This is a genomic window from Azospirillum sp. CT11-132 (genome assembly GCF_047302835.1).
Taxonomy (GTDB): Bacteria; Pseudomonadota; Alphaproteobacteria; order Azospirillales; family Azospirillaceae; genus Azospirillum.
The window spans coordinates 1,563,591-1,577,995 of record NZ_JBGLZA010000003.1 but is presented as its reverse complement, the minus strand read 5'-3'; the positions used below and the strand labels follow the sequence as shown (position 1 = coordinate 1,577,995).

Below are 14,405 nucleotides of genomic sequence, written 5' to 3'. Positions count from 1 at the left end.
GGGGCCCTTTACCCGTTCAGGAACGCGCGGTGGACGCGGATCAGCAGCCAACCCACCGCAGGAAACACAGCCACCGTCAGCAGGCCCTGGAACAGCGCCGGCAGGATCGACAGCGCGGCAGCGTCCAGCACCGTGAAGGCCAGCCATTGCAGCAGCACGGCACCCGCCATCACCAGCGTGAAGCCGAACCACAGCAGGGCGAAGGTGCTGGCCAGGAACACCCGGCGCTGGTTCAGCACCGCCCATTGAGCGACGACCAGCAGCAGCGCATTCACGCCCAGCGGTCCGCCGACCAGGAAATCCTGCAGCAACCCGATCAGAAAGGCCACCCCCGGACGCATCAGGTCAGGCCTGTGGATCGTCCAGTAATAGACCGAAACCAGCGTCAGGTTCGGGGCCACCGGGGCGTAGCCGGGCACCGGCACCGGAATCATGCCGACCAGCACCATCATCACCGTGACGGCGAAGGGCGCCAGATTGCGCCCGGTCTTGTCCACCTTCTGCCAGAAAGTCGCCGTCATATCGGCAATCCCCCGGTCGGCGGACCGTCCGTCCGGCTCACGTCCACATCCAGCTCACTTCCACATCCGGTTCACTTGGAATCCGGCGACGGGTCCAGATCGGTGCTCGGCAGGCCGAAATCCACCAGACGCAGATATTCGACGCGCGACAGATCGGCGCTGGGCAGGACGCGAATGCCGCGTTCGCTGACCGCGGTCACCACGCCGACCGGCAAGCCGGGCGGAAAAAGACCGCCGTCGCCCGAGGTCACCACCCGCTCTCCCACCTGGATCGGCGAGTCGGGCGGCAGGTACAGAAGCTTGGCCTGATCGGAATTGTCGCCGGCCAGGATCGAGCGCTGGCGCGTGTTCGACAGGATCACCGGAGTGCGGGCGTTGATGTCGGTCAGCAGCAGGACGCGGGACGACCATTCGCCGACCTCGATCACCCGGCCGACCAGACCGGCGCCGGCCAGAGCCGCCTGTCCCTTGCGCACCCCGTCGCGTCGGCCGGCGGTGACCACCAGCGTGCGGACGAAGGAACTGCCGGGCGTGGCGATGACGCGGGCGGCGATGTAGTTGACGGCCGGCTCCGGGCGGACGCGCAGCAGGCTGCGCAGGCTGTTGTTCTCCGCCTCCAGCCGCAACGCCGCCTGCCTCCATTGCAGCAGCCGGGCGTTCTCGGCCTTCAGCCGCTGGTTTTCGTCGAAGGCGTTCTCAAGCTCCACCGCGGACTCGACCACGCGCGCCGCCGTCGCGGCGGGGCGGGAGATGGCGTCCAGGATGGGGGCGAAGGCATCGGTCACGCGTGCGCGGGCGCTGTCCACCGAAACGGACTCGATCTTGCCCACCATCATCAGCGCGACGGAGGCCAGAACCAGCAGAAGGAAGGAGAAACGCTGCGCGAGAGCCCGCAAAGGGGCGGCAAGGCGGATGACGGAGCCGGATGAGCGTGGCTTCACAGGAAATTCCCGTCCAGATACGCGGTCCGTCTCCGGTCCTCAGCCGCTCTCAGAGAGCGTGGGACCGGAGGCCTTCCAACCAGGGATACACCAATCAGTAGGCGCTGACCAAGACGTTTCGCAGCGTCTTCATCTCCTCCAGCGCGCGGCCGGTGCCGAGCGCCACGCAGGAGAGCGGATCGTCCGCGATCGACACCGGCAGGCCGGTGGCGTGGCGCAGGACGAAGTCCAGGTTGCCCAGAAGCGCGCCGCCGCCGGTCAGGACGATGCCCTTGTCGACGATGTCGGCGGCCAGTTCCGGAGCGGTGTGCTCCAGCGCCACCTTCACCGCCTCGACGATGGCCGAAACGGGCTCGGCCAGCGACTCGGCGATCTGACGTTCGGAGATGATCAGCTCCTTGGGCACGCCGTTCATCAGGTCGCGGCCCTTGATCTCCAGGATGCGGCCTTCACCGTCCTCGGGCGGACAGGCGGAGCCGATTTCCTTCTTGATCCGCTCGGCGGAGCCTTCGCCGACCAGCAGATTGTGGCTGCGGCGGATGTAGCCGATGATGGCCTCGTCCATCTTGTCGCCGCCGACGCGGACCGAGCGGGAGTAGACGATGCCGCCCAGCGACAGCACGGCCACCTCGGTGGTGCCGCCGCCGATGTCGACGACCATCGAGCCCGTCGGCTCCGTCACCGGCAGGCCGGCGCCGATCGCGGCGGCCATCGGTTCCTCGATCAGGAAGACGCGGCGGGCGCCTGCGGCCTCCGCCGATTCCTGGATCGCCCGGCGTTCCACCGCGGTCGAGCCCGACGGCACGCAGATGATGACCTGCGGACTGGCGAAGCTGCGGCGGTTGTGAACCTTGCGGATGAAATGCTTGATCATTTCCTCCGCAACTTCGAAATCGGCGATGACGCCGTCGCGAAGCGGCCGGATGGCCTGGATGTTTCCGGGCGTGCGGCCAAGCATCATCTTCGCCTCGTCACCGACGGCGAGGACCTGCTTTTTGCCGCGCACATTGGCGATGGCGACGACGGACGGTTCGTTCAGGACGATGCCGCGGCCCTTGACATAGACCAGGGTGTTGGCCGTCCCCAGATCGATCGCCATGTCGGCGGACAGAACGCCGAGCAGTTTGGAGAGCATGGAGCTGACGAACTCTATCAAAGCGGTTGAGACGGCCGAGCCGGCGGACTGGCATAGCATGCCCGCCAACGGTTCCATAGTCGAATGCGCCCGCACGCTCAAGCGGAGAGTGCGCCCGGCAGCCCTGATACCTGCCGCAATGACAGCCTCCGGAGGACCGGTGACCGCTGCGGCGCGGCGTCTGGTGATCGGGACATTGGCGTGTTAGGGTTAATATTCCGTCAACGGGCAGAAGCCCTGCGGTCAAGCCCGTTCCGATCCGCCGACGGCCCGGCAAGCCGGCGTGACCGTAGAGTGTCTATCCCTGTCGATGATGCGCCGCAATGGCCTTTTGCCGGCCCGTCTTTCCGGTTCAGTGTTGATCCGTTGCAGATTTGGGTCCGGACTTCGCGGCAGGGGCGTGGTGCCCCTCCAGCCTGTCCATACAGGCGAGCAGAACACCGGAGATCACGAAGGTCATGTGGATGATGACCAGCCACATCAACTCTTCGTGGGAGGTCTGCGACAAGTTCATGAAGGCCTTCAACAGGTGAATGCCCGAAATGGCGACGATCGAGGCGATCAGTTTCAGCTTCAATCCGCCGAAATCGACCTTGCCCATCCAGTCCGGCCGGTCCTCGTGATCGGCCACGTCGATCTTGGAGACGAAGTTCTCGTAGCCGGCGAAGATCACCATCAGCAGAAGATTGCCGGCGAAGGACATGTCGATCAGCGTCAGAACGGCCAGCAGCACGTCCTTCTCGCTCATTTCCAGCACGTGCGGGACGATATGCAGGATTTCCTGCATGAACTTCACCAGCAAGGCACCCAGCGAGACGACCAGCCCGAGATAGAAGGGGGCGAGCAGCCAACGGCTGGCAAAAATGATCTGTTCAAAGCGGCGTTCGATCATGGCGGGTTCGGCACGTCGTTGAGTGGGGGAGAAAGCGCGGACTCCACACATGTGTCGCAATGCTGCGCCGCAAAATCAATCAGGCAGTTTCCGGGGTGGGCGAGGGGGGAGCGGGAACCGCCTTTGGTCATAAGGACTGTCATCGTACCGTAACGTCCGGGCGCTATGGTGAGGGCTTTGCAGAAGACCGCCGGGAAGGGTTTGGCGACCATGAAGACCTCCGCTCCGCACATCGTGTCCGCGTTCGAGGACGCGCTGAAGCGGCTGAAATCCGCCATCGTTCAGATGGCCGGCGCTGCGGAGACGCAGATCGACCAGGCGCTGACCTGCCTGGCCCAGCGCAATCCCGAGCTTGCGCGGGAAATCGTGGAATCGGATGCGCGACTCGACTCCTTCGAGCATGACATCGAAGCCCACTGCATGCGCCTGCTGGCTCTGCGTCAACCGGTTGCCGACGATCTGCGCGAGGTGATCGCGGCGCTGAAGATCGCCGGCAATCTGGAACGGATCGGCGATCATGCCGCCAACACCGCCAAGCGGGCTGTTGCCATCTTCAGCCTGCCCGACGCCGGATCGATGGCGGGGCTTCCGCAGCTCGGCCGGCTGGTGCGCGAGCGCCTCAGCGCCGTGATCGACGCCTATGTCGACAATGACGGCGAGGCGGCCCTGCGCATCTGGCGCACCGACGACGAGGTGGATGCCCTCTACACCAGCCTCGTTGCGGAGGTGGAACGGTCAGCATTGGCGGCGCCGGACCAGTTCACGGCGCACATGCACCTGATGATGATCGCCAAAAACCTGGAGCGCATCGGCGACCACGCCACCAACATCGCCGAGGTCGTCTATTTCGTCAGCACCGGCGAAGCCCTGCTGGACGAGCGTCCGAAGGCCGACCATTCCTATGACCCGGTGAGCTGAAACGGCGCTGCGCCGCAAGGCATAAGGCCATCGTGCGGCGCCTCACCGCGCCTATGGGGGATGGTAATTCCGTCGCGGAGCGATCACGTTATCGAAACGATGCTTCCGTCGCCCGCACACGAGACAAATCCCACCTGATGACCGACGACCTGATCCGCCTCTATGCCGCCATCCTCGATCGCCAGCAGATGGATCCGGCGCACTCCAAGACCGCGCGGCTGATCGCCGCCGGCCCGAAGAAGATCGCCAAGAAGGTGGGCGAGGAGGCGGTCGAGGTGGCGCTGGACGCCATGAACGAGGATCGCCAGGGCGTCATCAACGAAAGCGCCGACCTGCTCTACAACCTGTCTGTCCTGTGGGCGACGCTGAACATCCATCCCGACGACGTCTTCGCCGAAATCCGCCGTCGCGAGGCGCTTTACGGCATTGCCGAAAAGCTGCCAAAGACGGCGGCGGAGCGCTGACGCCGGCACTCCAGCCCTCAAGCCACCCCGAATCCCTGCAGCAACGGCAATCGCCGCTGCACGAAGGCCGCATGACGGCGCGCCAGTTCCGCGCGGTTGGCATCATCCCCAACGCAACGCTCGCCATCGCGCCCCAGCACGATGCCGTCGGCCGACAGGTGGTTCCAGGCGAAGGCGGCCGGCTCCTCGCCAAGGCGGGCGGCCAGGAGGAACAGAGCCTCGATCCGCGACACCGGCACGCCGGCGCCCAGAAGGGGCGAGGCGAGCTGCCCCGGCGTGTCGCCGAAGCGATGGCGTTCCAGCACGGCGGCATTGAAGCGGTCGCTCGAAGTCTCCCGTTCGGCATAGCCCTCGTCCGGCATCACCGGTGCCGCCAGCGACAGGCTGGTCAGCAGCACCAGCGCGCGCAGCACCGCCTCTTCCCCCTGCGCCGCCAGGGCCGGCCGGGCGAGCAGCGCGTCCAAGCTCTGTGGCCCTTCTGCCAGGGCGTCGGCCAGCGGCTGGTAGAGCGCCTGCGGGAAGGGCAGGCGGCCGATGGGCGTGGACGCGACCTCTGGCAGGTCGTCGGCGGCCACCAGAAGCGCATAACGGGTCTCGCCCAGCAACGCGCGGCGCTCGGCCCGACCCAGCCGTTCGCCGCCCTTCACGAACAGGTCGCGGCGGAAGCTGCGGTTGGTCATCACGTCGCGCAGGGTCTCCGCTTGGGAGGGCTCGCGCGCCTCATCTGCCAGCGCCTGCTGGGCGGGGGAGAGGGTGAGGTCGTGCAACTGTTCCATCGGCACGGCGGCGCCGGCGAATTCCAGCTTCGCGCCGGCCAGCTCGCGCGCCACGTCGGCATGGTAGAAGGCGGTCCAGTCGCCGTTCAGATATTCGTGGGCGATGTAGTTGGGCGATTTGTGGCGAAGCTGCTCGATCCGCTCCACCACGCCCTCTGTGTTGGCGAACCAGCCGCCGCCCTGCGCCGCCATCCGCGCGGCGAACTCCACCGCGCGGGCGATGCGGTCGGGCAGGGGGCCGTCGCCCTCGGCGCAGCGCTCCACCAGCAGGCGGCGCAGCGGCATATGGGCGAGCGTGCCGGGCAGGGCATTGTAGCTGACGAAGACGACACCGCCGGGCGCCAACCGGCGGCGCAGCGTGTCCAGCAGGATCGCGCGGTTCTCCCCGCTCACCCAGGACCAGACGCCGTGCAGGGCGACCACGTCCAGCATGGGGCCGTCGCGGCGGGCGTACTCGGCGAAGCTTTCCTCCAGGAACTCGGCATTGGCCAGCCCGGCGTCGACGGCCAGCCGGCGGACGCCGGCGATGTGGGAGGGGTTGAAGTCCATCGCCTCGAACCGCGCCGCCGGATGGGCGCCGGCCAGGAGCGCGCTGGTCAGCCCATGGCCGCAGCCGGGCTCCGCCATGGTGAAGCTGCCGCGGCGCAGCGCCTCGGGCGGACGCCAGCCGCTCAGCGTCAGGGCGAAGCAGAGCAGGGCCGGCGACCAGTCGCGATAGATGGCGCGGATATAGTCGATGCCGCCGACATAGCCTTCGGTCCAGCCGCCCATCCCCGATCTCCCGTTCCGATGTCCCGTTCCGACAGCGCCGGTGTAGCCGCCGGGGCAGGAGTCCGGCCACCGAAAAGCACGCGCCAAAAAATTCACATGGGGTGCGTTTTTGCTATCGACAGGCCAAAAGCCCTTCGCTATAAACCGCGCCACACCGGCCGGGACAACGGCTTGGCCGGCGCGATGAACAGTCGGCTGATTTCAGCAAGGATTTCAGCCAGGTTCACCGCAGCAAGAGATGGGCGCATAGCTCAGTTGGTAGAGCAGCTGACTCTTAATCAGCGGGTCCAAGGTTCGAGTCCTTGTGCGCCCACCATCTCTTGAACATATCCTACGGATGGGCGCATAGCTCAGTTGGTAGAGCAGCTGACTCTTAATCAGCGGGTCCAAGGTTCGAGTCCTTGTGCGCCCACCATCCGTTCTCTAAAAAAGTCGTGTAGCTTCGATGCCTGGCCTTGAGCCGGGCCTTTTCGCTTTGTACCATCGCGCCTTGTCCTGTTTGATGATTGAGTTCGCGTGAGCGGGGCCATGTTGGTAAGCCGCCATGCAAGAATCATTGGTTCGATTGGATCCGGACATGTCGGAATCTCAGCGCGCCTATTACAGGAAGACCGCGCAACTTTATGATCGGATGCATGTCTCTCAGGCCGATGAACATACATTCGCTTTGCAGTGGTTGACCGGACTCATTCGGTTTTATGGGTTCCGACGTGTGCTTGACGTCGGGTGTGGGACCGGTCGCGTCGGGCTGTGGCTGGCCCAGCATGCGCCGGATGTCGAGGTCTTCGGGTTGGAACCTGTTCCCGAGATGATTGCCGAGGCAATTCGCAAGGGTCATCGGCCCGACCGGCTTGTCGAAGGCAGCACTCTCGACATTCCCTATCCCGACAACAGCTTCGATCTGGTCTGCGAATTCGGTGTTCTGCATCATGTCCAGGATGACATGCGTGCCGTGCGCGAGATGGCGCGAGTGGCAGGTAACGCCGTGTTCATTTCGGATTCCAACAATTTCGGCCATGGGGGGCCATTGGCCCGTCGCGTCAAACAGGCCATTCACCGGATCGGGCTTTGGCCGCTGGCGGATTTCATAAAGACCAATGGGAAAGGCTATGTTCAATCGGAAGGGGATGGAATCGCCTACAGCTACAGCGTCTTCGACAGCCTTCCACTGCTGCGGTCCAAATTTCCGAAGTCCTATTTTCTGAATACGGCTCCGGCCGGTCCCGATCTCTATCGCACCGCGCCCAGCGTCGCGATGCTCCTTACCAATTCCTGAGAAGCGATCCGCCTCGACCGGATGCCGTTCCTCCGGATGCGATCGAAGGCTGAGCGCTTCACGGAACAGGCAGGAGAGCCGCTCAATCGGCGCTGTCCTTCACCCCTCTGCCTGCGCCAGGAAATCCGCGGTCACCCGATCCATCGTCGCCAGATGGGTGTGGAACCAGTCGGGGAAATGCTCGGTCACATACAGGCGCGCGCGGGCCTCGTTACCCTCCTCCAGTTCGGCTTCCATGGTCGCGACCACCTTCAGGACGCGGGTGTGCTCGTCCTTGTGGCAATGCAGGGCGAAAAAGCCGTACTGGGTCATCAGCGCGTTCTCGCGGGCGAAATGCTCGCGCAGATGCTTGGCGAAAGCGGCGAAGGGCGCCCGGAGTTGGCCGGCGGGGGCGTCGTGGGCAACTTGCCAAAGCGCCAGGGAATCGGCGTGGTCGCGGTCCATGGCCTCGTAGCCAAGGAGGGGGACGTCAGCGGATGGGGCGGAGGGCGTGGTGGTCGCAAGCATGATGTTCGCTTCCAAAAAAGATGGCCTTCGGAGACGACGCTCCGAAGGCCACCATACCCGCACGCCGGTCAGGGTCTCTTGACGGTGGTCAAGACACCAGAATCGTCAGGTTTTCGCCTCGCCGGCCTCAAGCTCGTCGATGAAGCCGCGGATGACGCCGAGCCCCTTCTGCCAGAAGGCGGGGTCGGAGGCGTCGAGGCCGAAGGGGGCCAGCAGCTCCTTGTGGCGCAGCGTGCCGCCGGCCGTCAGCATTGCCAGATATTTCTCGGCAAAGCCCTGTTCGGCATCCTGATAGACCGCATAGAGCGAGTTCACCAGGCAGTCGCCGAAGGCATAGGCGTAGACATAGAAAGGCGAGTGGATGAAGTGGGGGATGTAGGACCAGTAATGCCGGTATCCCTCGTCGAAGCGCAGCGCCGGCCCCAGGCTTTCGATCTGCACCGCCATCCAGATTTCACCGATGCGGTCAGAGGTCAGTTCGCCCTCGCGCCGTTCGGTGTGGACGCGGCGTTCGAAATCGAAGAAGGCGATCTGGCGGACCACCGTGTTCAGCATGTCCTCGACCTTGCCGGCCAGCATGATGCGGCGGCGCTTGGGGTCGGTCTCCGCCGCCAGCAGGGCGCGGAAGGTCAGCATCTCGCCGAACACGGAGGCGGTTTCCGCCAGCGTCAGCGGGGTGTCGGACAGGAAGTGACCCTGCTTGCCGGCCAGGATCTGGTGGACGCCATGCCCCAGCTCATGGGCCAGCGTCATCACGTCGCGCGTCTTGCCCTGGTAGTTGACCAGCAGATAGGGGTGAACGCTGGGCACGGTCGGGTGGGCGAAGGCGCCCGGCGCCTTGCCGGGGCGGACCGGCGCGTCGATCCAGGGGTTGTCAAAGAAGCGCTTGCCCAGACTGGCGAGGTGGGGGGAGAAGCGGCCATAGGCGCCCAGCACGATGTCGCGCGCCTCGTCCCAGGGAATGCTGCGGTCGGCATCCTCCGGCAGGGGAGCGTTGCGGTCCCAGTAATCCAGATGGTCCTGGCCGAACCATTTGGCCTTCATCGCGTAATAGCGGTGGGACAGCTCCGGATAGGCGCCCTTGACGGCGGAGACCAGCGCGTCGACGACTTCATCCTCGACCCGGTTGGACAGGTTGCGGGCGGAGGTCGGCGTCGGATAGTTGCGCCAGTCGTCCTCGATCTCCTTGTCCTTGGCCAGCGTGTTGGTGACCAGCGAGAACAGCCGCGCATTCTCGCCCAGCACCTTGCCCACCACCTCGCCGGCCTCGCGGCGGATGGCGGGATTGCGGTCGGACAGGCGGTTCAGCGCCTCCGCACAGGTCAGGTCCTTCCCGCCCATGGGGAAGCGCAGGCTGGCGATGGTCTCGTCGAACAGGCGATTCCAGGCGGCGCGGCCGACCACGTGCTTTTCATGCAGCAGCCGCTCGATCTCGTCGGACAGCTGGTGGTCGCGGTAGAGGCGGACGTCGCGCAGCCACGGCTCGTAATGGCGCAGGGCCGCCGAAGCCTTCTGCTTGGCCGCCAGGTCCTTTTCGTCCAGCCGGTTGATCTCCAGCGTGAAGAAGATCAGGTGGGCGGAGATGTCGTTCACCCGCTCCTGCGCCGACTGATAGAATTTGGCGATGGCCGGGTCGATCATGTTGCCGTTGTAGACCAGCCCGGCATAGGACATGACGCGCGACAGCGTCTCGTCGATGTCCTCATAGCTGCGGATCGCCGCGGCCAGATCGTCGCCGTTCAGCGCCGCCAGCTTGCCGGCATAGCGCTCGCGGAAGGCCTTGCACTCCCGCTCCATCCGGTCGAGGTCGGCCTTCAGCTCCGGCGACTCGGTGCCGGGATAGAGGTCGCTCAGGTCCCAGGTGGGAAGCGCACCCAGATCGGGGGTGTCGTTTGCGGCCGTGGCGGCGCTGCTGGTCATCGAGTCCCTCCAGAGATTGGTTGAATCCATATAAGCGCGCACTCGGCGCGGGCAAAGCCTTCATCGGGCGGGCGGGCTTCCTGCCTCTTCGCCGGTGGGATGGAGGGCTCGCCGTCCGGCGCGCAGGACCGCGCGCGACAGGTCGGCCAGCGCGGTTCCGGCGATCCGGCTCTGCTGCCAATGGAGTGGCACGTCCAGCGGCCGGCCGGGCACCAACTCCACCAGACGCCCCGTCGCCAGATGGTCGGCAACCAGCGGGTCGGGGTTCATTCCCCATCCCAGCCCGGCCAGCGCCCCATCGACGAAGGCATGGGTGGAGGGCAGCCAGTGAGTCGGCGGAGTGGGCGCCTGTGCCGGATCGCAGTCGCTCAGCACCATGCGCAGCCACTGCGCCTGCAACTGATCCTTGCGGTTGAAGGTCAGGCAAGGCGCGTTCGCCAAGGCGTCCGCCGTCACCCCGTCGGCGAAATGGCGGCGCAGGTAATCCGGGCTGGCGGTGGCGCGGTAGCGGAGTGCGCCAAGCGGATGGCTGTTGCAGCCGGGAACCGGTGCCGCGCTGGCGGTGACGGCGGCCAGCACCTCGCCCTTGCGCAGCCATTCGGCGCTGTGGTCCTGGTCGTCCAGCACCAGATCGAACAGGCAGCCCGGCAACTCGGCCATCGCCGCGACGAACCATGTGGCGAGGCTGTCGGCATTCACCGCGATCCGCAAGGTGACCGGACCATCGGCCGGGTTGAGCCCGGGCAGGGTGCCGCGCAGTTCGCTTTCCAGCAGCGCCACCTGCTCCACGTGCTGACACAGGCGCAGGCCGGCGGCGGTGCCGGTGCAGGGCTGGCCACGGACCACAAGGACGGTGCCCAGCCGCTCCTCCAGCAGCTTCACCCGCTGCGACACCGCCGACGGGGTGACATGCAGCTGCCGGGCGGCTCGCTCGAAGCTGCCGGTGCGGATCACGGCGGCCAGAGCCATCAGCAGCGGATAGTCCAGCATGGTTTAGCTCTGCTTAATCACAGCAAGAAGGATTAAGTACGGCAAAGGAGCGCGAGGTGGTAGCGGAATGACATCCGCCGCCTCCGGAGCCGCCGCGATGACCGACCTTTCTCCCGCCGCCCTGATGCCTGCCTTCCTGCCGGGGCTGTTCCTCGGGTTCAGCCTGATCGTCGCCATCGGGGCGCAGAACGCCTTCGTGCTGCGTCAGGGCCTGCGCAACGAGCATGTGCTGGTGATCTGCGCCACCTGTGCGCTGTCCGACGCCGTGCTGATCCTGGCGGGGGTGAGCGGATTCGCCACCGTCGCGGCGCGCTGGCCCTGGCTGGAACCGCTGATGCGCTATGCCGGCGCTGCCTTCCTGCTGGTCTATGGATTGCGGAGCGCCCGGTCGGCGTGGGCCGGCGGCAGTGGGCTGAACCCGGCCGATCGTGAACCGGGCGGGCTGTTGCCGGCACTGCTGACCTGCCTCGCGCTGACCTGGCTGAACCCGCATGTCTATCTGGACACGGTGGTGCTGGTCGGCTCGGTCTCCGCCCGCTTCGCCGAGGCCAGGGGCGCCTTCGCCCTGGGGGCGATGACGGCGTCCTTCCTGTTCTTCTTCGCGCTTGGCTACGGCGCCCGGCTGCTGCGCCCGCTGTTCGCCCGGCCCACCGCGTGGCGGGTGATGGACGGTGTCATCGCCCTGGTGATGTGGACCATCGCGGCGGGCCTGCTGATCGGTTAGGAGCGGACGAACAAGGCGTCGTCGTCGCAGAACAGCAGCGACCGGTGCAGCGCCGTCCCGGCGATCGTGCCGGCGCCGACGGCCAGCGCCACCGATCCCGCGGCTCGTGCCGCATCGCCACAGGCGAAGACGCCGGGGATGCTGGTTTCCTGCATCGCGTCGACGCGAATATGGGTGCCGAGCGGTCCGTCTTCGGTCACGCACCCGAGCTGTGCGGCCAGCGGGCTTGCAACGCGGCTTCGCGGCAGCACGAACAGTCCGGCGAAAGGCAATCTGCGTCCGTCGGCGAGCGAGACCTCCGGCGAATCGCCGTCGATCCCGCTGATGAGGGCAGTCTCGACGGCCACCCCGCGCCGCGCCAGATGGGCCGACTGGTCGGCGTCGGGCTCGAACGCTCCATTCAGGAGCAGTGTCGTCGGTCCCCAATCCGGCAGCATCAGCGCGTGGTGCATGGATTGCCCGGATACGGCGACGACACCGATACGACCTTGCATCAGCTCATAGCCGTGGCAGTAGGGACAATGGAACACGGAGCGTCCCCAACGTTCCACCAGACCGGGGATCGCCGGCAGTTCGTCGACCACACCAACGGCGATCAACAGCCGACGCCCTCGGTAGCCGATGCCGTCGGAGCTGGTGATTCGGAATCCCTCGGGTGTCCTCGCGGCCTGTTCCGCCCGACCGGTCATCCAGGTGACGGTCGGATAGTTCATCAACTGGTTGCGGGCCTCGGCGGTGATTTCTCCCGGTGGACGACCATCCTGACCGAGGAAACCATGCGAGTGGCTGGCGAAGCGGTTGCGCCGCAGTCCCTCATCCACCACCAGAACCCGGCGCCGGGCACGAGCCAACTGCAGCGCGGCGGCCATGCCGGCATAGCTGCCGCCGACGATGATGGCGTCATAGGTCGTCGTGTCGTTTCCGTTCATGCCTGTGCCTTTCCACGGAATTACCGGCGCGCAGTCCGCGTCCGATCACGACACATGATAAGTTACATGAAAGGGCGCGGTCAATGTGCCATGTAACTTATGAAGTGGCCTGAGTTGACCGGCCGCCTGCGTCACCCCCGAAAGGACCGATCACCGATGAGGCAGGACAGCCGCCTTTCCCGCATGCTGCATGTGCTGATCCACATGGACCGGCATGACGGTGCGCTGACGTCGGAAGCGATCGCTGAGATGCTGAACACGAATCCGGTGGTCATCCGCCGGACCATGGCGGGGCTGCGCGAGGCCGGCCATGTGCGGTCGGAAAAGGGCCATGGCGGCGGCTGGCGGCTGGCACGGCCGCTCGACGGGATCACCCTGCTGGACATTCACCGCGCATTGGGGGAACCGGGGGTCTTCGCCATCGGTCCAACGGCGGACGAACCGAGTTGCCTGGTGGAGCAGGCCGTCAATGCCGCCCTCGACGGGGCATTGCGTGAGGCGGAGGCGGTGCTTGTCCGCCATCTCGGCCAAGTGACGCTCGCCGATCTCGCAGCCGATTTCGATCGGCGTATGAGGGCACTGGGGAAGTGCTGAGCGCGGAACCTAGCCCGCTTTGGGCGTCTCCCCTTCCTGCGCCCGCCGGATTGCCGCCTCCACGCATTGCAGGTGCAGCTTCTTGCGGGCGAGCTGGCGGGCGCGGCGCTCCTCCAGGTCGGTGGTCGCCATCGCCTCGATGATGCAGCCGCGCCAGCCGTTGGCGTCCAGAGCGCGGGCAACCTCGGCATAGCCGAAATAGCCCTTGTCCGGCTGCTCCCACGGCGCGCGGAAATCGGCGCGGCGCAGGACGAAGCGGTTGGACTGGCTGCCGCCGCCCAGGTTGGTGAGACGGGCCACGATCAGGCGCTCGCCGTTGCCGTGAACGACGGTCAGGATCGGGCGAATCCCGGTGATGGGTGGATCGACGGCCATGATCCATGCATAACGGTCCAGGGGCGTCCTGACCAGAGCGTCGCTGATCGCGCCGCCGACGCTTCCTCTCCCGCCCGAACGGAGAATCGCCCATGCGTCTCTTCAACCGCCCCGTCCTGCGCCATGGTCCCGGCCTGTCGTCCGCCGTCCTTTCGCTCCTTCTGCTGACCGGCCCCGCCGCGGCCCAGCTGGCACCCGCGCCGGCGGTGTCACCAACGGTGTGCGAGGCTTATGCGGCCGGCGCGATGATCGAGGCGCAATTGTTCTTTGGCCGCAACATCGGCAACGAGCTTGGCGTCAGCGATCGCGAATGGACCGACTTCCTGGACCGGGAGGTGACGCCGCGCTTTCCCAACGGGCTGACCGTCGTCGACGCCTCCGGCCACTGGCGCGACATCCAGACCGGCCATCTGGTGCGGGAACCCAGCAAAATCCTCACTCTGTTGGCCGATGGCGACCCGGCGACGCTGCGGCTGATCCACGAAATCGTCGATCTGTACAAGGACCGTTTCCACCAGCAGTCGGTCGGGCTGGCCATTCGGCCGGTGTGCGTCTCCTTCTGAAACAGCGGGGCTATTCCAATTCCCGGAACATCGTTTCACGAATGGGGAATGCGACAGCTCGCCGCACCCCCGACCTTCTGACATTTGCCTGCACTTATGCTTTTGTCGC

Annotated in this window: 16 protein-coding genes and 2 tRNA genes; 8 read left to right on the top strand and 10 right to left on the bottom strand. The window is 66.0% G+C overall.

Annotated elements, in window-relative coordinates; all coding sequences use genetic code 11:
- Positions 1–8: 8 nt before the first annotated feature.
- The 4 genes from mreD to ACCD06_RS13210 all read right to left on the bottom strand — a co-directional run bounded on the left by mreD (position 9) and on the right by ACCD06_RS13210 (position 3,486).
- Positions 9–521 (bottom strand): rod shape-determining protein MreD, encoded by a 513-nt coding sequence (gene mreD / locus ACCD06_RS13225; RefSeq protein WP_109074016.1) that lies wholly within the window; start codon positions 519–521, stop codon positions 9–11.
- A 71-nt stretch (positions 522–592) separates the two neighbouring features.
- Complete coding sequence (gene mreC, locus ACCD06_RS13220) at positions 593–1,462, bottom strand: rod shape-determining protein MreC (protein WP_109074015.1); 870 nt, start codon at positions 1,460–1,462, stop codon at positions 593–595.
- A 94-nt stretch (positions 1,463–1,556) separates the two neighbouring features.
- Positions 1,557–2,597 carry a rod shape-determining protein gene (locus tag ACCD06_RS13215; protein WP_012974729.1) on the bottom strand — a complete coding sequence of 347 codons (1,041 nt, stop codon included), beginning with the start codon at positions 2,595–2,597 and terminating at the stop codon, positions 1,557–1,559.
- A gap of 352 nt (positions 2,598–2,949) precedes the next feature.
- A complete protein-coding gene (locus ACCD06_RS13210) occupies positions 2,950–3,486 on the bottom strand; it encodes a TIGR00645 family protein (protein ID WP_413342501.1) in 537 nt (178 codons plus the stop codon).
- A 213-nt stretch (positions 3,487–3,699) separates the two neighbouring features.
- On the opposite strand from ACCD06_RS13210, the gene phoU reads away from it, so the two are divergent.
- A complete protein-coding gene (gene phoU, locus ACCD06_RS13205) occupies positions 3,700–4,407 on the top strand; it encodes a phosphate signaling complex protein PhoU (protein WP_085089964.1) in 708 nt (235 codons plus the stop codon).
- A gap of 137 nt (positions 4,408–4,544) precedes the next feature.
- Positions 4,545–4,871 (top strand): phosphoribosyl-ATP diphosphatase, encoded by a 327-nt coding sequence (gene hisE / locus ACCD06_RS13200; protein WP_085089963.1) that lies wholly within the window; start codon positions 4,545–4,547, stop codon positions 4,869–4,871.
- Positions 4,872–4,888: 17 nt separating this feature from the next.
- Here hisE and ACCD06_RS13195 read toward each other — a convergent pair whose 3' ends face one another.
- A complete protein-coding gene (locus tag ACCD06_RS13195) occupies positions 4,889–6,418 on the bottom strand; it encodes a class I SAM-dependent methyltransferase (protein ID WP_413341144.1) in 1,530 nt (509 codons plus the stop codon).
- A 240-nt stretch (positions 6,419–6,658) separates the two neighbouring features.
- Here ACCD06_RS13195 and ACCD06_RS13190 point away from each other — a divergent pair.
- The 3 genes from ACCD06_RS13190 (at position 6,659) to ACCD06_RS13180 (ending at position 7,694) form a co-directional block, all read left to right on the top strand.
- Positions 6,659–6,734, top strand: a tRNA-Lys gene (locus tag ACCD06_RS13190).
- Positions 6,735–6,757: 23 nt separating this feature from the next.
- Positions 6,758–6,833, top strand: a tRNA-Lys gene (locus ACCD06_RS13185).
- Positions 6,834–6,995: 162 nt separating this feature from the next.
- Positions 6,996–7,694: a class I SAM-dependent methyltransferase gene (locus ACCD06_RS13180; RefSeq protein ID WP_413341142.1), complete on the top strand. Its 699-nt coding sequence runs from the start codon at positions 6,996–6,998 to the stop codon at positions 7,692–7,694.
- A gap of 99 nt (positions 7,695–7,793) precedes the next feature.
- Here the strand turns inward: ACCD06_RS13180 and ACCD06_RS13175 are convergent, their stop codons facing one another.
- The 3 genes from ACCD06_RS13175 to ACCD06_RS13165 all read right to left on the bottom strand — a co-directional run bounded on the left by ACCD06_RS13175 (position 7,794) and on the right by ACCD06_RS13165 (position 11,111).
- Positions 7,794–8,201: a bacteriohemerythrin gene (locus ACCD06_RS13175; RefSeq protein WP_413341140.1), complete on the bottom strand. Its 408-nt coding sequence runs from the start codon at positions 8,199–8,201 to the stop codon at positions 7,794–7,796.
- A 105-nt stretch (positions 8,202–8,306) separates the two neighbouring features.
- Positions 8,307–10,121, bottom strand: coding sequence for a M3 family oligoendopeptidase (locus ACCD06_RS13170; RefSeq protein WP_413341138.1), 1,815 nt, complete (start codon positions 10,119–10,121; stop codon positions 8,307–8,309).
- 60 nt (positions 10,122–10,181) lie between these two features.
- Positions 10,182–11,111 carry a LysR family transcriptional regulator ArgP gene (locus ACCD06_RS13165; RefSeq protein WP_413341136.1) on the bottom strand — a complete coding sequence of 310 codons (930 nt, stop codon included), beginning with the start codon at positions 11,109–11,111 and terminating at the stop codon, positions 10,182–10,184.
- A 97-nt stretch (positions 11,112–11,208) separates the two neighbouring features.
- Here ACCD06_RS13165 and ACCD06_RS13160 point away from each other — a divergent pair, with 97 nt between their 5' ends.
- On the top strand, positions 11,209–11,835 hold the full coding sequence (locus tag ACCD06_RS13160) for a LysE/ArgO family amino acid transporter (protein WP_413341134.1): 627 nt from the start codon (positions 11,209–11,211) through the stop codon (positions 11,833–11,835).
- On the opposite strand, the gene ACCD06_RS13155 is transcribed toward ACCD06_RS13160, so the two are convergent.
- Positions 11,832–12,764: an NAD(P)/FAD-dependent oxidoreductase gene (locus ACCD06_RS13155; RefSeq protein ID WP_413341132.1), complete on the bottom strand. Its 933-nt coding sequence runs from the start codon at positions 12,762–12,764 to the stop codon at positions 11,832–11,834. The genes ACCD06_RS13160 and ACCD06_RS13155 overlap by 4 nt on opposite strands.
- Positions 12,765–12,920: 156 nt before the next feature.
- Between ACCD06_RS13155 and ACCD06_RS13150 the strand changes: the two genes are divergently transcribed.
- Positions 12,921–13,358: an Rrf2 family transcriptional regulator gene (locus ACCD06_RS13150; RefSeq protein WP_136704372.1), complete on the top strand. Its 438-nt coding sequence runs from the start codon at positions 12,921–12,923 to the stop codon at positions 13,356–13,358.
- 9 nt (positions 13,359–13,367) lie between these two features.
- Here ACCD06_RS13150 and ACCD06_RS13145 read toward each other — a convergent pair whose 3' ends face one another.
- Positions 13,368–13,733 (bottom strand): hypothetical protein, encoded by a 366-nt coding sequence (locus ACCD06_RS13145; RefSeq protein WP_109074006.1) that lies wholly within the window; start codon positions 13,731–13,733, stop codon positions 13,368–13,370.
- A 92-nt stretch (positions 13,734–13,825) separates the two neighbouring features.
- Between ACCD06_RS13145 and ACCD06_RS13140 the strand changes: the two genes are divergently transcribed.
- Positions 13,826–14,296 (top strand): DUF3574 domain-containing protein, encoded by a 471-nt coding sequence (locus ACCD06_RS13140; RefSeq protein ID WP_136704371.1) that lies wholly within the window; start codon positions 13,826–13,828, stop codon positions 14,294–14,296.
- Positions 14,297–14,405 lie beyond the last annotated feature (109 nt).